A 19572-nucleotide genomic window follows, 5' to 3' on the forward strand; every position below is an offset into this window, starting at 1 on the left:
GATTTCTTTTTGAATGGACAATGCTAGCCAATACCTTGGTATACATTAAAATTAAAGCCATGAAAAAAAGAATGATACTTTCGACTTTACCATTAATATCAATACTATTGGTTGTTAGTTGGTGTTCCTGTCAGGTTCAGGAGATTGATACGATCGATGGAGATGTAGAAATCGCAACAAGCACCTATTCCTATACAATTGTCGGGACTGGACAAAAGACTTTCTATAATAATTATTCAGAGATCTCAGAACCTGAACAAGGTGATGATTTCTATGGTCAGGATGCTTGTTATGCACAAAATGCTCCTGATTATGTCGACAATCAGGATGGGACCATAACTGATAAAGTCACCGGCCTGATGTGGCAACAGGATCCGGGTGAAAAGATGACATATGATGAAGCCATTAGTTTATTATCTTCGATTGAACTGGCTGGATATACCGACTGGCGTATGCCGACCATCAAAGAGCTATACTCCTTAATACAGTTTAATGGGACCGACCCAAGTGGTTACGAAAGTTCTTTTACAGATGGACTTCAACCTTTTATTGATGATAATTACTTTGTTTTTTCCTATGGAAGAGAAGAAGATGGTGATCGATTGATTGATTCTCAATTTGCTACAAGCACATTCGATGTTGGAGGATCAGCCTTTGGAGGAGGTAATCTGATGTTTGGAGTTAATTTTGCAGATGGTAGAATTAAAGGCTATCCAACAGGAGCAATGCCGGGAAGATCAGCTAAAACATTTTATGTGCTTTTTGTAAGAGGTAACACCGATTACGGAATTAATCAATTGAAGGATAACAAAGATGGTACTATCTCAGATGAAGCTACCGGTTTGATGTGGATGAAAAATGATAACGGAGTAGCAGTCGATTGGGAAGATGCCCTTACCTATGCCGAAGGACTGGTTTATGCTGACCATAGCGATTGGCGATTACCAACCACAAAGGAGTTGCAAAGTATTGTTGATTACAGTCGGGCTCCGGATGCTACACAATCAGCCGCTATTGACGAAATGTTTACATGCACATCAATTGTAAATGAAGGTGGCGATGATGATTTTGGTTATTACTGGAGTAGCACAACACATTACAATTTTCTTAATGAAGCAAGCAATGCGGTTTATGTTTCATTTGGGAGAGGATTGGGTTACTTTAATGGTGTTTGGATGGATGTGCATGGGGCCGGTTGTCAGAGAAGTGATCCAAAAGAAGGAAGTGCTGACTTTTATCCTTTTGGTCACGGACCACAAGGTGATGCCATCAGAATCAAAAATTATGTACGGTGTGTCAGATCCATTGAATAGTATTCAAATGTTGTTTTTTCAATTACGAGATTAATTAGCTTATATTCGTTTCATCAAAAGAACTACCGTGTTTAAAACCAGACCTAAATACTTACTACCGGTTATCTATACAATATTATGGATAGGAGTATTGTACGCACCATCGTTATTTGTTCCTGATGTAAGCAATCATTATTGGGGACGATTGTTCTTCGAATGGTTCAGGATTATTCCTTTTCTATTATTTTTTCTCTTGAACGCATTTGTGTTGGTTCCTTACCTTTTTAAAAAAGGAAGATATCCTTATTATTTGATTGTTACAGTTGTATTAGCTGGATTCATTAGCTTTGCTGTAACTACCAGTATTCCTGAAAAAATAACCTTGTTTGGTGTTAAGTTGGAGGGACCTATTCCAATAAATCAAAGGAGGCCACCTTTGGGGCAGAATCCATTAATGGATCGCGGTCAGATGCCTCCTCAGAGAGAAGGGCTGCAGCAATTACAAAACCAGCCTTTCCCTGGTCGACCCTTATTTGTTCGTTTAGCCGGTAATTTTATTACAGCTTTTCTTATGTTGGGATTGTTTGATGCCATTTATGCTGTGGGTCGATTAACACAAGAAGAGAAGCAAAGGATGGAGCTGGAAAAGCAACAATTAAAAACAGAACTCGATTTTTTAAAGCATCAGATCAGTCCACATTTTTTTATGAATACCTTGAATAATATTCATGCTCTGGTTGATTTGGATAAAACTGCTGCCCAGAGTTCTATCATTCGTTTGTCGCGTATGATGCGCTATCTTCTGTATGAGTCAGATAAGGGTTATACTACCATTAAGAAAGAAATAGAATTTACCAAAAGCTTTTTACAATTGATGGGTATTCGTTATCCTGAAGACAAAGTATTTATATCAGGTGATTATCCCCAAATAGATAAAGATTTTACAATACCGGCCTTTCTTTTTGTATCGTACATTGAAAATGCCTTTAAGCATGGAATCAATCCTAATGGATCGTCGTATATCCATGTTGAATTGAGAATGCTTGATGACCAGGCATTGCAATTTAGAATCTGTAACAGTAATCATCCGGTATCAGATCCTCAGGCAATTAAATCATCTGGCGTGGGTCTTGTAAATTCCTTACAACGTCTAAAATTGCTTTATGGCGATAATTTTAAATTAACAGAAACATCCATTAATGATGAATATTGTGTAAACCTTATTATTCCAATAAATGCAACTGAAAAGCTTAGTGATAGATGATGAACCGCTGGCATTAAAGCAGCTGATTGCTTATGTCAGTAAAACACCCTTTTTACAATTAGAAGGATCGTGTTCGCGTGCGTTTGAGGCAATGGATTTTTTGAAGGAGCATCCGGTGGATGTGATGTTTATCGATATTAATATGCCCGAATTAAACGGCATGGAGCTTGTAAAAGCCCTGGAAAATCCTCCGATGGTCGTTTTTACAACCGCCCATTCTGAATATGCTTTAGAAGGGTTCAAGGTTAATGCAATTGATTACCTTCTTAAACCTATTGATTATTCCGATTTTTTAAAGGCTTCTAATAAGGCTCTCGAATATTATCAATTGAAACACGATGTGAAGGATACGATTGGAGGGGATGATGATTTCTTATTTATTAAATCGGAGTATAAACTGATGCGTATCCGGTTTGAAAACATCATATATATCGAGGCTATGCGCGAGTATGTTCGAATACATCTGAAGGGGGAGAAGCCTGTGATGTCATTGATCAGCATGAAGAATCTTGAACAGCGTTTACCACAATACTCATTTATGCGAGTGCATCGTTCCTATATTGTAAATCTTAATCATATAACTACTATTGAGCGAAATAGAATTGTATATAACCGTGATGAATATATTTCGGTGAGCGATCAGTATAAAGATCGATTTCAGGAATATATCAATAAAAACTTTTTATAAAAAAACCGAAGCTTTGGACTTCGGTTTCTGGGTTATACTTTGTTATTTTTACTTTAGTAAGCGATCCATCTTTGCGGCTTCTGCTTTTTGTTCCAGTCTCAAATAGCAGTTCTTTAAATATTTGATATACGATTTGTCTTCCGGGGTCATTTCATGTAGTGTCTCAAATGTATCACGAGCTATACGGAAATCAGCTGAAACCTTTTTCAAATCACGAAGCAGGTATGCATAAGTGGTGGCGTTTTTATTTTTATTGTATTCAGCCATTTCTGCTTTGTAACGGGCTTCCGCTTTTTCGTAATAGTATTTTCCTTTCCACTCCAGTGCAGGAATATAATCTGCCTGTTCTTTAACCAACTGATTACAAACCTTGGCAGCTTCAACCTTATTATCACTTTTTTCAAGTGCACCGATATAAAGCATGGTAGCTTCATTACTTAATTTGACTTCACCTTTGTTGGAAACTACTTCAATAAGGGCATCGTAACTTTCTGTTTTGGCATAAAGAGAAATTAAACGATCTATTTTTTGGGATTGCAGCGTTTCGTTTTCAGTTTTATTCCAAAGATCAATCTCATCTTTTACACGGTTATTATCTTGCAGTAATTGCGCATATTCAGTAAACAAAGCTGAATCTTCGTTCTTCTTAAGTAAGGAAGAGTAAATCTCAATTGCTTCATCAATTTTACTCAATTTGCCTGAAGATTTTGCCAGATTGTGATAGATTTGATCACTTACTTCGGCTCCGTTTGATGTGGCAAGTTGAATATATTGCTTGTATAGGGTATAAGAATTTTGAAAATCTTTATTATTAAAAGCTTCATCGGCACTGGTTTGAAGATTGGGTAGTTTAGCCAGTGGGTTACAGGCAAATAAGAGTGCGCTGAGACTTATAATCAGAATTTTTCTCATTACTGTTTTTTTTCGAGTGTTTTTTAAATATTGTGCTAAGATACAATCAAATGGCCGGAACGACAATGTTTAAGCCGTTTTCAAGGTGAATGACACAGTAATAATAATTTTTTTAACAAAGAATTTGAAATATCAGATTTTGTCCTATTTTTGCATCCGCATTACGAAAGGCAATGCCGAAACATTAGTATTTACGGGTGTAGCTCAGTTGGTAGAGCACTGGTCTCCAAAACCAGGTGTCGGGCGTTCGAGTCGCTCCTCCCGTGCATAAATGATCCCGATAATTTCGGGATTTTTTTATTTCTTCTGGTGAACTTAATTGTTTAGAATAAGTTTCTATATTTGAATATTATTGGAGAGATGACAGAGTGGTCGATTGTGCAAGCCTGGAAAGTTTGTGTACTCGTAAGGGTACCGGGGGTTCGAATCCCCCTCTCTCCGCAAGAAGAATTGACAAACAGCTAATTACATAATTAAGGGACCAAATAAGGGACTGCAATTGGTGTCTGAATACTTATATTTGTTCTTCGGATTTTGCATCATTTTCTTCTGGGAAGAAGGTATTTTAATGAATTGTATTGGGCAAATGTTTTTGTATTGTTTTCCACCCCAGAGATTAATAAATCAGAATGGGTGATTATTGAGATTAAAATTACAAAAGATAAATGTTTAGATATAATAAATTTAGGGATTGATGAAATCGAACGAATAATTCAATCTAAATTTTATAAAAAAGGGGATATGTCTTAATGTAATAACATTCGTATTTCATACCCGAAGAATTACTATATCAAATATAAACCTATAATAACGTCAGTTCAGTACTAGCGCTTTTTAGGACCAAAGGTTTGAGTTCCCACTTTAACTATTCTATTAGGATTTGAACAAACCTTAGATGTTGATCTTGTTCCAGTATGATACACCTTATTAGCGTATGACTTGTTAACCTTAACTCCAATTGAATTTGTCAAGCTCGGCATGTTGTATTTTTTTTGATTGTGCAAATATACTAATTCTAAAATATTTATCAAGAGCATTATACATTAAATCAGCTACGGAAAAAAGAAATTCCACCTTACTTGTTTCATTTAATTCTCCCGTATTATTGTCAACTGTAAGAAAACCTAAAATATGCCTTTCATTAGAAGCGATAATCATTGATATTGGAACAACTATAGTAGCATTATAATTCTCAAACCAAAAGGGGCTACTATTTTCATACATATGTTTTTTATGCAATCCTTGTAAATCATCATTCGCGAAAAATACATTTACGTAACCTTCATTCAAGATGACATCAAAAGCAGTATTCTCATGTGTTTGATAGGCTCCGTTACCTGAATGATAATAATTATCCGTCCTCCTTCTTTTTTTTAAAGAAATTGGATCTCTGAAGTAGGTCCTGACAAATTTATATTCATCGTCTATAATTTTTATTGATATTGCGCAAACAGAACCTGAAGCCGTTGTGTAAAATTGTCTTAAACACGATGTCACATTAACAAGGAAGCTGCTGAATCGATGAACAATTTCCTTATATGATTGATCATTTAAATCTTCTAAATCTACTTTTTCAAGGAAATTTAATATATTCCTATTATAGTGAGATATATAGTGAAAACTTTCAGCCATTTGTTTATTAATTTCAAATAACTGATTAGCATATGTACGATTATTCTCTGCAATCAAAGGAAGGGAATCCATCTTTCTTAATCTCCTAGTATAGTAGCTAGCGGATACAATAAAAACAAACAAAATTGCAATTATTACATAGAATAATGTATCAACAATCTTCGCCATAGTGGCTTCAAGATGATTATAAGCATAAAAAAAACCAACTATTGTTAGAATTAGTCCTGCAACACTTGCAATTCCATAGGCATGACTCCAATAGTCAGGGGAAAAGCCATTTTTTGACATAAGATTCTATTTGAATTAGTTCATAAATTTTCAACAATTTAGTGAATATAATATATCATTTTTAAAAAGACAAAATTTCTCTTAATTCAATAAACTGTGACAATCATTATTATTCAAAAATATTTCTTGCGATAAAGTATGAACAACTTACCCCAAAAACTTATTATTTGCACATCTTTTCATTAATCAAGCCTGCCTTATAACATAATTTCACTATTTTTGAGATTAGACAGAATACAAACGCATTAATACATGACCGTTACAATCAACCAAACCCCTGAGCAAATTGCCAGAGACCGCATTGATAAGATGTTGGTGGAAGCCAATTGGGTGGTGCAATCAAAAAAGAAAGTTGATTTATCGGCAAATAAAGGTGTTGCAGTAAGGGAATACCAGACGGATGTTGGCCCTGCGGATTATGTGTTGTTTGTTGACCGTAAACCCGTAGGGATAATTGAGGCTAAAAGAGAGGAAGAAGGACATCACCTGACTGTTGTCGAAGACCAATCGAAAGGCTATGCAACTGCCAAATTAAAGTACTTAAATAACGACCCACTACCGTTTGTATATGAAAGTACTGGCATTGTTACGCGCTTTACCGATTACCGTGACCCTAAACCAAGGGGAAGAAATGTTTTTAGCTTTTATCAGCCGGAAACCATTGCCAACTACTTAAAAAACGGTCATAGCTTACGCAGTAGATTACAAACTATTCCAGAACTGGACCCAACAGGATTACGACCTGCACAAATTGTAGCCATTGAGAACTTAGAAAAATCCTTTAAGAACAACCGCCCAAGGGCCTTAATTCAAATGGCAACCGGTGCCGGAAAGACATTTACCGCAGCCACTTTTATTTATCGCTTGCTTAAACATGCAGACGCTAAACGTGTATTGTTTCTGGTTGATACAAAGAATTTGGGCGAACAGGCTGAGCAGGAGTTTATGACCTTTAAGCCAACTGACGACAACCGGAAGTTTACAGAGCTATATAATGTCCAGCGTTTATCATCAAGTTATATAGCCAATGACAGTCAGGTCTGTATTTCTACAATTCAGCGACTATATTCCATTTTAAAAGGTGAGGAACTGGATGAAAGTGCTGAGTTGGCTAGTCCAGAGGATAACACATGGCTGAAACAACAAACGAGTAAGAAAAAAGCCATTCCTGTTGAATACACGGCCAGAGTTCCCATTGAGCAGTTTGATTTTATCGTAATAGACGAATGTCACCGCTCAATATATAATCTCTGGAAGCAAGTATTGGATTATTTCGATGCTTTCCTGATTGGCTTAACAGCTACCCCAGACAAGCGCACATTTGGGTTTTTTAATGAGAATGTCGTAAGCCAATACACCTACGAGCAATCTGTGACCGATGGTGTAAATGTACCTTATGATGTTTACAGCATAGAAACCGAAATATCAAAGAAAGGTGATGTAATTAAGGCCGGATGGTATGTGGATAGACGTGATAAGTTGACTCGTAAAAAACGCTGGCAGCAAGAAGATGAAGACACGGAATATTCGAAGAATGATTTGGATAAGAAAGTAGTTAATCCCAGCCAGATTAGAAATATCGTGCGCGAATACAAACGTGCCTTAAAGGCTGAAATATTCCCTAACCGCATTGATGAAAAAGGTGAATATGAAGTGCCTAAAACACTCATTTTTGCCAAAACAGACAGTCACGCCGATGATATTATTAAAATAGTGCGGGAAGAGTTCGACGAAGGCAATGATTTCTGTAAAAAGGTAACGTATAAGATTGACGAAGACCCTAAGTCGGTTTTAAATCGCTTTCGTAATGCCTATTATCCACGCATAGCCGTAACGGTAGATATGATTGCAACCGGAACCGATGTAAAGCCACTGGAAGTTTTGCTGTTTATGCGCGATGTTAAAAGCATCAACTATTTTGAGCAGATGAAAGGGCGAGGAACCCGAACCATCGATAAAGATAAGTTGATGCAGGTTTCACGCACAGCCAAGAGCAAAACGCATTTTGTAATTGTTGATGCCATTGGTGCCACTAAGTCGAAGAAAACAGACAGTCGCCCCTTGGAACGCAAACCGTCTGTTCCCCTGAAAGACTTACTGGGTGCAGTTACCATGGGCGTTGAAGAAGAGGATTTATTCTTATCGCTGGCCAACCGCTTAATTCGTCTGGAAAAGCAGATTACCGAAAAGGAAAAAGCAAAGCTACTGGAATTTTCAGGTGGGAAAAACCTGAAACAAATGACTAAGGAACTGATTGCTGCCTTCGATGCTGACGAAATTGAAAACAAGACACAAGCGAAACTTTCTAATATACCTGTTGAAGACCAAACGCCTGAACTGCTTAACAAAGCCCAAAAGGAAGCCCATCAGGAACTGATTAGGCAAGCATCCAGCACCTTTAACGGTGAACTGAACGACTATTTAGAAAACGTACGAAAAGAGCATGAGCAAATCATTGATGGGGTAAATATCGACACCGTTACCAAATCGGAATGGGACAGCTTTACCACCGAAAAGGCCAACGAAACCATTCAGGATTTTAAGCAGTACCTCGAACAGCATAAGGATGAAATTAAGGCTTTAAGCATCTTTTACAACCAGCCTTATAACCGACGGCATATCACCTTTAAAATGATTAAGGAGGTATTGGAAAAACTATTGCTTGAAAAACCATTGCTGGCGCCCGACTACGTATGGAATGCTTATGCTGCGCTCGAAAAAGTAAAAAGTAAGCAGCCAAAGGATGAATTAACCGCATTAATTTCTTTAATTCGCAGGTCCTGCGGAATTGATGATAAGTTGAAAGCATTTGACAAGACCATTGACGAAAATTTTAAGAACTGGATTTTTAAGCAGAACGCAGGGCAGCACAACCGTTTCACACCTGAACAAATGGATTGGCTGCGAATGATTAAGGACCATGTGGTTAGCTCATATCATATTGAAATGGACGATTTAGATTACACACCTTTTGATGCCCAAGGTGGACGCGGTATGATGTACCAACTGTTTGGTAAAGAAATGACTGAAATTATTGATGAATTGAACGAAGTATTAGTAGCATAATTAATGAATAAAGACACTTTTATTGCAGTATTGAGCGTGATTGCCATCTTTGCGTTTGGATGGGCATTATCCGAAAACAAGGATAAAAAAAGAATTCAGGGTATTCTTAAAAAGAAAAATGACAACTACCTGAAGCTGTTATCACAATATATTGAAGACACCAAAGGGCAAGACGGAACAGGTGAAAAAATTAAAGAACAATTAAAGTCTCTACATGACGAATACGAAGGTGTTGACAAGGCCATTTCAAAAAAGTTGCAGACTGTTATTGAATTAATCTCTGAAAACAAGCAAGAAATAGCTATTGAAAAACTAACCCTTATTATAGAGAATATTCTTAAAGATAAATACATAGCCGAAGGACAGGCGAAAGATAAAAAATCATGCCCCTCATTATTTAAGTTACTCGAAAAAGCGAGAGATTTAAAATGGATTACAAACCACCACTTTAACTTCTCATTGTTTTTAAAGGAAAAGCGTAATCAGGAAGCGCACGAATTAACATGTGTAATTAACGAGAATGAGAAGATAATCGCCTTCTTTTCGGGCATTGAAATTATTTATCAACTTAAAGGGATTAAAAGGGCTGCATAATGAGAGAGGACTGGGTAGAAATATTGTATAAAGATGCCGTTTTTAAAGTATCCACAGTAAAACACAAACTAAAACAATCAGAATATTTACCTAAAGGTGCTTATCGGGTTGTCGATCAAGGTCAATCAATTATTGGCGGTTATACAAATTCAAAAGAGAGCTTGCTTGAGTGTAATTTACCGGTAATAGTATTTGGAGATCACACTAAAAAAATTAAACTAATTGATTTTAAATTTGCACCAGGCGCTGATGGCACAAAAGTGCTTGAGCCAAAGTCTGGTGTTGACCCAAAATATATCTCCTTATTAACTGAGATTCTTGTTTTCAAGATTAAAGATAAAGGTTACGCAAGACACTATCAACACATTGAGAAACAATACCTACCTCTACCTTCAGTCCCTGAACAACGCGTCATTGTCTCCAAAATAGAAACCCTGTTTTCTGATTTAGATAAAGGCATTGCCGACCTTAATTTGGCTAAGGAGCAGCTTAAAGTTTACCGCCAAGCAGTGTTGAAAAAGGCGTTTGAGGGAGAATTAACCCGAGAGTGGAGAGAAGAAAATAATCCAACACCCTCATATGATTTATTAAAAAAGATATCCAAAGAAAGAAAAATTAATAAACCCCCAAAGGATTCTATCTATCACAAAAAAATAACACACGATTTTGATTTTTCAAAAAGTGAATCTATATCCACATGGTCTGTTGGCACCTTGGACAAACTCGTATATATTGCTGCAAGAATTGGTTGGCGTGGGCTTAAAAAAAGCGAATACACTGATGACGGCCCTCTTTTTTTAAGTGTGCACTCCTTAAATCATGGTAAATATGTTGATTATTCAGAAGCATATCATTTATCTGAAGAAAGATATTTAGAAAGTCCTGAAATTCAATTAATAGAAGGAGATGTTTTATTATGCAAGGACGGTGCTGGTATTGGCAAAATTGGAATTGTTAAAAATTTGAACAATAAAGCTACTGTTAATTCATCTATACTAGTAATTCGTGGTTTAGAGATATTGGATCAAGATTTTATATATTATTTATTTAGTGGACCAGATTTACAAAGCATAGTATTTGAAAGAATTACAGGAAGTGCAACACCCCATTTATTCCAAAATGATATTAGAAAATTTAAGTTGCAAATTCCACCCAAGGAGGAACAACATCAAATAGTTCGTGAAATAGAATCCCGCCTGTCTGTTTGTGACAAAGTAGAACAAAACATTACTGAAGCATTGGAAAAATCAGAAGCCTTACGCCAAAGCATCCTTAAAAAAGCATTTGAAGGCAAATTGCTTAGTAAGGCTGAAATAGATAAATGCAAACAGGAAGCCGATTATGAGCCAGCCAGTGTATTATTAGAGCGTATTAAAAAGGAGAAAAAGAAGAAATAAGAATATACAGTTATGGATATTGCACCAGATAAACAAAACATTGACCGCGTCTTTTCAAATATTACCTATCACATTGACTTCTATCAGAGAGATTACAAATGGACTTCCGAGCCTGTTTTACGTCTTCTGGACGATGTGTTTTTCATGTTTAACCAAGAGTATGAAAAATATAATTCATTAGAACCAAGTACTGAAACTGTAATGGCAAAATACTCATGGTACTATTTAAACACTTATGTTACTAATGTAGTCGATGGAAAAGTGTATGTTGTTGATGGTCAACAACGGCTAACCTCACTAACCTTATTGCTTATTAAACTATACAATAAGGCAAAGGAACATGAATGTGATTCGGATTTTGTTGATTGGATTAATAGCAAAATAACTGGTTTTAGCGGTGGAAAAAGGTCTTACTGGATGAACCATGAAAAATCGCTCGGTGTTCTTAAGGATTTATTTGAAAACAAGAAAGAGCATAAAGAAATCGATACATCATCATCCATCACCTCTGTAAACTTGGTAGCTAATTATGGTACAATCTCTAAGTACATTGACAGTCAATTAGAGGATAAGCATAAGTTTGAGACATTCGTATATTTCTTCCTTTACCGTTTGGTATTAATAAACCTAACAGTGGAACAAACTGAAGTGCCAATGGTATTTGAGGTAATCAACGATAGAGGTGTTCGCTTAAAACCATATGAGATATTGAAAGGTAAGTTACTTGGGCAAATTGATAAGATAGAATTAGATAAATTCAACTACAATCACGTTTGGGAAAGCAAGGTTAAGGAGATTAATGACTTCAAGGAGGATGAGATTGACACCTTTTTTAGGTATTATTTAAAAGCCAAATATTCTAATTCGCGAAAGGAAGGAACTTTATTTGATGGTGAGTATCATAGAGAGATGTTTACCAATTCAATGAATGAAATCTTAGAATTAAACCACAACTCGGCTGCTGTGAAGAATTTTCTGGATACAACATTTTCATACTACAGCGCACTGTATATCAAAATCCTCAAAGCATATAAAACACAGTCTGAGAAATACCCTTCAGTATTCATTAACAAATTAAATGAAATGGATGGTCAGTTCTTACTTATTCTATCAGCTTGCAAATTAAACGACCCAAAAGAAGATGAAAAAATAGAAAAGATAGCATACGAAATTGACCGATTGTTTGCTCTGCTGCAGCTTCAAAATTCATATGATAGTAATGCTTTTTACGAGCTACTATATAAAATCTCTGAAGAAGTCAGAAATGGTGAATTAGATGCCATTAGAGGAGTATTTGATAAACATTTATTTACTGAGCTAGAAAAAAGAAGGAATTCTGCTGTAACCGAAGGCCTGCAATATGCTTTTTTCAGAAATACAGGAATTAATCTGAACATGCGTTTTAAACGCTACTATTTCGCCAGAATTGAGCAGTTTTTTAGTGCAAATCTTAACCTTGGTATGAAACACCCAATAGAAGACTTGGTTTCAAAAACTGGCGCAAAGACAGGTTTTCATATAGAACATATACTTTCACACAACGAGGAGAATAAAGCATTTTTCAATAATGATGATGATTTATTTGAACAAGAAAGAAATAGGTTAGGTGGTATTCTGCTGCTGAAAGGAAGGGATAATATTTCGAGTAATAATGAGCCATACGCGGAGAAGTTAAAAACCTATGCGAACACGCTTTATTGGAACGAAACTCTTCGGGAAGATGCTTACAAATCGAAGCTGGATATGAAAGACTTAAAAAGCAAGTATGGCTTAGATTTAAGAGCTATGAATAAGTTTGGCAAAGAAGAGTTGGAAATGAGACAAAGATTGCTTTTTGCTATATCTAAATACATTTGGAATTAACATGACTGAATCAACAATTATATCAAAGATTTGGAACCTCGCTAACGTAATGCGTGATGATGGTGTAGGCTATGGCGATTATCTGGAACAGATTACTTATTTGCTATTCCTTAAAATGGCCGACGAGCTAAATAAACCACCGTATAATAAAGGGTTACAATTCCCGAAGCTGAAAGATGTTGAAGGCAACGAAATTGAGGATGGTGAAATATGCAATTGGGAAACCCTGTCGAGCAAACGCGGTGCAGAACTGGAAGCCTTTTATTCGCAGATGCTGCGCAGCTTAAGCACCGAAAAAGGAATGCTGGGTCAGATATTTACCAAAAGCCAGAATAAGATTCAAGACCCTGCCAAATTGCTTCGCGTTATCAACATGATAGACCAGGAACAATGGTCAATGATGGGAGCTGACATAAAAGGTAAGATATACGAAGGTTTATTGGAGAAAAACGCAGAAGACACCAAGTCGGGAGCGGGACAATACTTCACCCCTCGCGCCTTAATAAAAACAATGGTGGCCTGTGTACAGCCTAAACCCTTAAAAACAATTGCCGACCCAGCTTGCGGCACTGGTGGCTTCTTTTTAGCGGCTTACGATTGGATTGTAGCCAATAACAAACTGGACCGTGAAGAAAAGGAGTTTCTGAAAAATAAGACTTTCCACGGTAACGAGATTGTAGCCAACACACGTCGTTTATGCCTGATGAACATGTACCTGCACAACATTGGCGAAATCGATGGCAACAGTTTTATTTCGTCAAATGATGCTTTAGTATCCGATGATGGTAATCGTTACGATTATGTACTGGCTAACCCACCCTTTGGCAAGAAAAGTAGCATGACCATCACCAATGCCCAAGGCGAAGCGGAAAAAGAAGATTTAAGTTATAACCGTCAGGATTTTTGGGAAACCACCTCCAACAAACAGCTAAACTTCTTACAGCACATTAAAACACAGCTGAAAATTACCGGAGAAGCAGCGGTTGTTTTACCTGATAACGTTTTGTTTGAAGGTGGTGCAGGTGAAGAAGTACGAAAACAGCTCATGTTGACCACTGACTTACACACAATTCTTCGCTTGCCAACAGGTTTATTCTATGCTCATGGAGTTAAGGCCAATGTGCTATTCTTCGATAATAAACCAGCCAGCAAGGAAGCGCAGACTAAAGAGGTTTGGATTTACGATTACCGCACAAACATACATCATACGCTTAAGAAAAAGCCAATGACCACGGCTGACTTAGCCGACTTTGTGAAGTGCTATAATCCTCAAAACCGTCATAAGAGAACCGAAACATGGAGTGAAGAAAATTCCGATGGACGTTGGCGTAAATTCAGCTATAAAGAGATACTGGAAAGAGATAAAACCAACCTTGATATATTCTGGCTGAAAGATAAGAGCTTAACTGATTTAGATAACCTTCCTGATCCTGATATACTGGCAAGTGAGATTATCGAAAATATTGAATCGGGCCTCAACAGCTTTAAGGAGATAATGGAAACGATTAATGGGAATGGTGAGAATTAATAGGAATTAACTGTGATACTCGAAAGGATTGACATAAAGGACCAAGCAATAAGGGATAAGCTACTTTTAAGTGAAGATGTTTATAAAGCGGAATGGCAGCATTATTACGATTGCTATCTCTATTCTAGCCAATTAGTTTATCAATCTGTTGCTAATGGTGAGATGTTAAATCCAATTGGAATAGCAAGTACTTTTTTACTAAGGCACAATTTAGAACTATTAATAAAATTTAATCTCAAGAAAAACAATATCACTTTCCCAAACACTCATAATTTTCAACACCTGTATGATATTGACACACCTTCCAATTTTTACCCTGAACATTTAAGAGAGGCTATATTGTTAATTGACAAGGATGAGGATGGATCTTGTTATCGTTATCACTCTGAGCAAATCGATGGTGTTGAGAAAAAATTCTTCCCTAGTGACACGCAAGAAGAAAGGGAATTTGCAACCTTGGAACTGCATAATTTTTTCAATAAGGACACTCTTTTGAATAACACTCAGCTATTTACAATTAATAAAGTGCACCCTGAATATATTTATGAAGGTAATAGAACAAAACTTGATTACCAGATCTAACTGTATGGCTGCATATACGTTGGTCACCTAAGGACGCAATATGACTCATTGACTACGTTACTCTTAAAGCAAGTTATGGAAAACAATGAAGATATCAACAAGCTTTATTTGCCAATTTTATTTTTAATACGACAATCTATTGAGTTAGGATTAAAGGCTAATATTTATGGTGCCCAAGAAATGTCTGATTATACTGCTCCAAATTGGGTTAGTAGAAATCATTCTCTAAAAAAGTTATTTAAACAGTTTTCCGGTGAACGCAGCTATTTCTCTATGTTAGATTTATCTTGTCTTGATGAAGAGACGATGCAAGATATATCCACCAAATCAGATAAATTAAAGTTGTTAACTGATAAAATAAGCATGTTAGATAAAGACTCTTATTATCTTAGGTATCCTGTAAATGCAGTTGGTCAAAGACGTAACATTAATTTTAAAAGGGACACGATATTGGAAATTATTTCAGCCTATTATGATATTGATAGCTTTCTAACATTTATCAATCAAGTACTTCTTGATAATGGTGTCTTAGTTGATTATTCTGAAATGAGAGACTCATTAATTCCATAGCTTCATGTAGTTTTTTGTTTTACCGGACATTATTATATCAACCGTTGGTTATACATGGTATTATAATTTTTATTTTCTTGCAGACTGACTATCTCACAAAAAATCGAAAATACCACCTAAATGAGGGAGCAATAAACTAGTTAAACTCCCCCAAAGTATTAATCAACAAGTCTTAAGATGCTTTCTGTTTTTCGTGTAATATCTTAGCCACTTGTGCCACAATTCCTATATCCGATTCATCTATTCTTTTAATTGGAATAAATGGCAAGCATTGTGTAAGCAGGTTAAATTGCTGAATAAGCTTAATAGCTGACACAGTCCATTCCGTATTAGGTATTCTATCCTGACTAATTAGATTAAGAAACTCATCTCTCCGCAAGTTAAACTTACAACCTATTAAACCCAAAGTGATTAACCGCTTTGGGTTTTGTATTTAAACTACCTGAGGCTACAATTTTTCAAATATCATACCTCCTTAAAACCTGGAGGTAGTTTCTTGTCTATGATATCATGAAAAGGAATAAACTTTGACTTACCATAGATCTTGATTTTAAGAGTCACATTCAATGAAGTTTTGGGCTTGTTGAATTGTCTCTTCCGCTGATACATTAGTATGTAGTTTTTTTACTTTCTGAATGCTACTTATCAAATAATATCTATGAGTAAGTATGTGAATGTAGTTGTATTATTGGTAGTTAAGCTAACTAATTAATTCAATTTCATTTTAAAAACTTTTTTAATCCTTTTTATGAAAAGACCTACAACATTAATTTTTTTATTGATTTTCCTTTTTATTGGAATAACATCTTTAAAAGCACAACAGCCCAATATTATCATTATTTATACAGATGATATGGGCCTGGGTGATGTTTCCTTTACCGGTGGCGCGGTTTATGACACTCCTAATATTAATCGTTTAGCAGAGTCGGGTAAAATATTTACCCAATATTACACGCCTGCTCCGGTTTGTTCTCCTTCGAGGGTAAATTTAACAACCGGTATGTATCACATCCGATGGAATATCAATACTTATCTTGATTCGCGTGCTGCAAACTACAGAAGAATGCAACAGGATTATCTAAGTTCAGATGCACCAACTATGGCTAAAACACTTAAAGCTGCCGGTTATACAACAGCTCATATTGGAAAATGGCATTTGGGTGGAGGTAGAGATGTGACTGATGCTCCTTCAATAACACAATATGGATTTGATGAGTATGTTTCAACTTATGAAAGTCCGGATCCAGATCCGGCTATTACTTCTACAAACTGGATTTGGGCAATGACCGATGATGTTAAACGTTGGGACAGGACTGCCTATTTTGTTGATAAAACAATTGATTTTCTGAAAAATAATCCGGATAAACCCTGTTTTATAAATCTTTGGCCCGATGATATGCATACTCCATGGGTACCTTCAATGGATGTTCCGTCTTCAAGCTATGAGGCATTAAGCAGTCTTCAGCCGGTTATAGGTGAGTACGATAAACAGATTGGTCGATTGTTAGACGAACTTGAGACAATGGGAATATTGGACAATACATTGATAATTTTCACAAGTGATAATGGTCCAAGTCCGACATTTACCCAGTCTCGCAGCAATAGTAAAAGAGGGGCAAAGAATAGTATTTACGAAGCGGGTGTAAATATGCCATTTGTGATAAGCTGGCCTGGTAAAGTTCCCGCCGGAGTTGTTGATGAGAATTCCGTAATTTCATCATTGGATTTATTCCCTACCTTATGTAAGATTGCAGGAACTGAGTATCCTTCTGACTTTGATGGCGATGGTGAAGATATAAGTGATTGTTTGCTTACAAATTCAGAACACCAGAGACAGGAGGATTTGTTTTTTGAGTATGGACGAAATCCAAGTTTTAATTTCCCGATTGAAGTAAACAGAAGTCTTCATCTGGGTATTCGTCATAATAAATGGAAATTATATACTTCAGCAGACGGTTTTAGAGCTGAATTATACGATTTATCTGTTGATCCTAACGAAACAAATGATTTATTCGAGACAGAAATCGAATTGGTGAACACGCTTAAAACAAAAGTCATTAATTGGTATTTTGCAAAAGATATGGAGTTTGAAGAAACTGTTAAAACAATGCCGGACCCCACACCAAAGGAACTGGTTTTCTATTGTCCTTTTGATGAGTCAGTAAATGATATGTCTGAAAACGATTACGTATTAGACAATGTTAATAATGTGCCATTAGTAGAAGGTAAATATGGAAATGCAGCAAGTTTTAACGGTACAAATCAATACCTCGATTTAAATGTAACCGGACTTGTGAATCCAGGAACAGATCAGTTTACTTTTTGTACATGGGTTCGCAATGAAGCGAATATACCGGCATCAAATTCAACCATACATTTGATTATTGGACAGAAAGACAATAATGGAACCGGCCGTGTTTTTGCACAGTCGTATGTTTATAGCGATGGTAATGAAACGTACAACAACTTTTTAGGAGGAGCATTAAATGGAACCATTAAGACACCTTATCCTAAAGGCGATTGGGTACATTTGGCAATAACCTGCGATCCCGGATATGATTCTGTTGCCTACTTTATTAATGGTGAATTGGCGATGAAGATTCAGGCACCTAATTTTGAGAATTGCACTGGGGCTCTTCGTATAGGGGCTCATAAGAGTAAGGTTAATTACTGGAAGGGTGAATTTGATGAGATGTTTTTGTTCAAAGGAATACTTAATCCGGATGAGATTCAGGATGTAATGAACAACATTACCGGACCGGAGATTATAGCTGATCGTAATTCTACTTCAATCGAATCAGATACTAAAAATGCTAATGATTTCTATGTCATTTATGATGAAGAAGCCCGTTTATTATCTTTTAAATATAATGAACCAATTAGTGAATTATCATTGTATTCCATTACTGGCAGAAAGATTGTTAGTACCGATAAAATATGGCCAATCAACACAACACGATTAACGCCGGGAACCTATATTATTAAAATGACTGATACAAAAGGAACTAACTTTTCCAGAAAAGTATTAATTAATTAGAAAGGAAGAATTTAATTTTCCACCTCAGCAAAATCAATAAGGCTGTCCAAAGTAAATGGACAGCCTTATTTTGTTATGCAAAATAAAAATTAAGGTTAGGTTCAGATACGTATATCAGTATATTTGACTTAAAACAAATTCTTTCTTTCTTCGGGATACCGGAACGGTTGAATGGTCTGACATAATTAGGTAACCACCATCTTTTTTAACAAATGACTGGATGTGTTTGGTGTTTACTACAAAGGATTTATGGGTACGGATAAATCCGGAGTCGGATATGATTTCTTCATACTCTACCAATGATTTGGATACTAAGAGTACTTCGCCTGAATCCAAAAAGAAACGGGTGTAACTCGATTCGGCCTGGCATTTGATAATTCGACTGATTTCGATGTAGTTAATTTTGTCGGCAGTTGGCAGTGCTATTCTCTTGCTTTCGGTCGATAGTGTGTTGTTACTTAAAAATATCTTGAGTCGGTTATCTTCCTTCGATTTGTTATGAATGTAACGTTTAACAGCATCTTTCAACAGAAAAATATCAATGGGTTTTAAAATATAATCAAGCGCTGTAAAACGGATGGCTTGTATGGCATAATGATCGTATGCGGTGACAAAGATGACTGAGAATTTTGGATCTCTAAAAAATTCAAGAACCTTGAATCCGTTTCCACCGGGCATTTCAATATCCAGAAACACCAGATCAGGGTTCTCTTTTCTAATGATGTCAATGGCTGCCATAGCACTATCGGCTTCAGCAATGATTTCAATTTCGGGGCAGTATTGTTGAAGAGCACCTCTCAGGTTTTCTCTTCCGTTTTGTTCGTCATCAACCAGTACGGTTCTTACTTTATACATCTCT

14 protein-coding genes and 2 tRNA genes are annotated in these 19572 nt (G+C 36.2%); 13 read left to right on the forward strand and 3 right to left on the reverse strand.

Going from position 1 to position 19572, the window contains the following annotated elements; translation table 11 throughout:
• Window positions 1-59 precede the first annotated feature (59 nt).
• The 3 genes from ACRD62_RS00795 (at window position 60) to ACRD62_RS00805 (ending at window position 3244) form a co-directional block, all read left to right on the forward strand.
• Entirely contained in the window at window positions 60-1313 is a 1254-nt protein-coding gene (locus ACRD62_RS00795) for an Lcl C-terminal domain-containing protein (protein ID WP_430818217.1), read from the forward strand.
• 67 nt (window positions 1314-1380) lie between these two features.
• A complete protein-coding gene (locus ACRD62_RS00800) occupies window positions 1381-2556 on the forward strand; it encodes a sensor histidine kinase (protein WP_430818218.1) in 1176 nt (391 codons plus the stop codon).
• On the forward strand, window positions 2528-3244 hold the full coding sequence (locus ACRD62_RS00805) for a LytR/AlgR family response regulator transcription factor (protein WP_430818219.1): 717 nt from the start codon (window positions 2528-2530) through the stop codon (window positions 3242-3244). The genes ACRD62_RS00800 and ACRD62_RS00805 overlap by 29 nt, the downstream gene beginning before the upstream one ends.
• 48 nt (window positions 3245-3292) lie before the next feature.
• Here the strand turns inward: ACRD62_RS00805 and ACRD62_RS00810 are convergent, their stop codons facing one another.
• On the reverse strand, window positions 3293-4156 hold the full coding sequence (locus ACRD62_RS00810; RefSeq protein ID WP_430818220.1) for a tetratricopeptide repeat protein: 864 nt from the start codon (window positions 4154-4156) through the stop codon (window positions 3293-3295).
• Between the two features lie 193 nt (window positions 4157-4349).
• Between ACRD62_RS00810 and ACRD62_RS00815 the strand changes: the two genes are divergently transcribed.
• Together ACRD62_RS00815 and ACRD62_RS00820 are read left to right on the forward strand one after the other, a co-directional pair.
• Window positions 4350-4422, forward strand: a tRNA-Trp gene (locus ACRD62_RS00815).
• An 88-nt stretch (window positions 4423-4510) separates the two neighbouring features.
• Window positions 4511-4597 (forward strand) — tRNA-Ser (locus tag ACRD62_RS00820).
• A 507-nt stretch (window positions 4598-5104) separates the two neighbouring features.
• On the opposite strand, the gene ACRD62_RS00825 is transcribed toward ACRD62_RS00820, so the two are convergent.
• Window positions 5105-6076, reverse strand: a complete 972-nt coding sequence (locus ACRD62_RS00825; RefSeq protein ID WP_430818221.1) for a hypothetical protein — start codon at window positions 6074-6076, stop codon at window positions 5105-5107.
• Window positions 6077-6328: 252 nt separating this feature from the next.
• On the opposite strand from ACRD62_RS00825, the gene ACRD62_RS00830 reads away from it, so the two are divergent.
• The 8 genes from ACRD62_RS00830 (at window position 6329) to ACRD62_RS00865 (ending at window position 18713) form a co-directional block, all read left to right on the forward strand.
• Entirely contained in the window at window positions 6329-9142 is a 2814-nt protein-coding gene (locus tag ACRD62_RS00830) for a type I restriction endonuclease subunit R (protein WP_430818222.1), read from the forward strand.
• A gap of 3 nt (window positions 9143-9145) precedes the next feature.
• The gene (locus tag ACRD62_RS00835; RefSeq protein WP_430818223.1) at window positions 9146-9736 is read left to right on the forward strand and encodes a hypothetical protein; all 591 of its coding nucleotides are present in this window, start codon (window positions 9146-9148) and stop codon (window positions 9734-9736) included.
• A complete protein-coding gene (locus ACRD62_RS00840; protein ID WP_430818224.1) occupies window positions 9736-11133 on the forward strand; it encodes a restriction endonuclease subunit S in 1398 nt (465 codons plus the stop codon). The genes ACRD62_RS00835 and ACRD62_RS00840 overlap by 1 nt, the downstream gene beginning before the upstream one ends.
• A gap of 12 nt (window positions 11134-11145) precedes the next feature.
• On the forward strand, window positions 11146-12996 hold the full coding sequence (locus ACRD62_RS00845) for a DUF262 domain-containing protein (protein WP_430818225.1): 1851 nt from the start codon (window positions 11146-11148) through the stop codon (window positions 12994-12996).
• Window position 12997: 1 nt separating this feature from the next.
• Entirely contained in the window at window positions 12998-14524 is a 1527-nt protein-coding gene (locus ACRD62_RS00850) for a class I SAM-dependent DNA methyltransferase (protein ID WP_430818226.1), read from the forward strand.
• Window positions 14525-14536: 12 nt separating this feature from the next.
• On the forward strand, window positions 14537-15106 hold the full coding sequence (locus tag ACRD62_RS00855) for a hypothetical protein (RefSeq protein WP_430818227.1): 570 nt from the start codon (window positions 14537-14539) through the stop codon (window positions 15104-15106).
• A gap of 75 nt (window positions 15107-15181) precedes the next feature.
• Window positions 15182-15676 carry a hypothetical protein gene (locus tag ACRD62_RS00860; protein WP_430818228.1) on the forward strand — a complete coding sequence of 165 codons (495 nt, stop codon included), beginning with the start codon at window positions 15182-15184 and terminating at the stop codon, window positions 15674-15676.
• Between the two features lie 748 nt (window positions 15677-16424).
• On the forward strand, window positions 16425-18713 hold the full coding sequence (locus ACRD62_RS00865) for a sulfatase-like hydrolase/transferase (RefSeq protein ID WP_430818229.1): 2289 nt from the start codon (window positions 16425-16427) through the stop codon (window positions 18711-18713).
• A gap of 114 nt (window positions 18714-18827) precedes the next feature.
• On the opposite strand, the gene ACRD62_RS00870 is transcribed toward ACRD62_RS00865, so the two are convergent.
• The gene (locus tag ACRD62_RS00870; RefSeq protein ID WP_430818230.1) at window positions 18828-19568 is read right to left on the reverse strand and encodes a LytR/AlgR family response regulator transcription factor; all 741 of its coding nucleotides are present in this window, start codon (window positions 19566-19568) and stop codon (window positions 18828-18830) included.
• Window positions 19569-19572 lie beyond the last annotated feature (4 nt).

The sequence above is a fragment of the Carboxylicivirga caseinilyticus genome (genome assembly GCF_050589785.1).
Lineage (GTDB): Bacteria > Bacteroidota > Bacteroidia > Bacteroidales > Marinilabiliaceae > Carboxylicivirga > Carboxylicivirga caseinilyticus.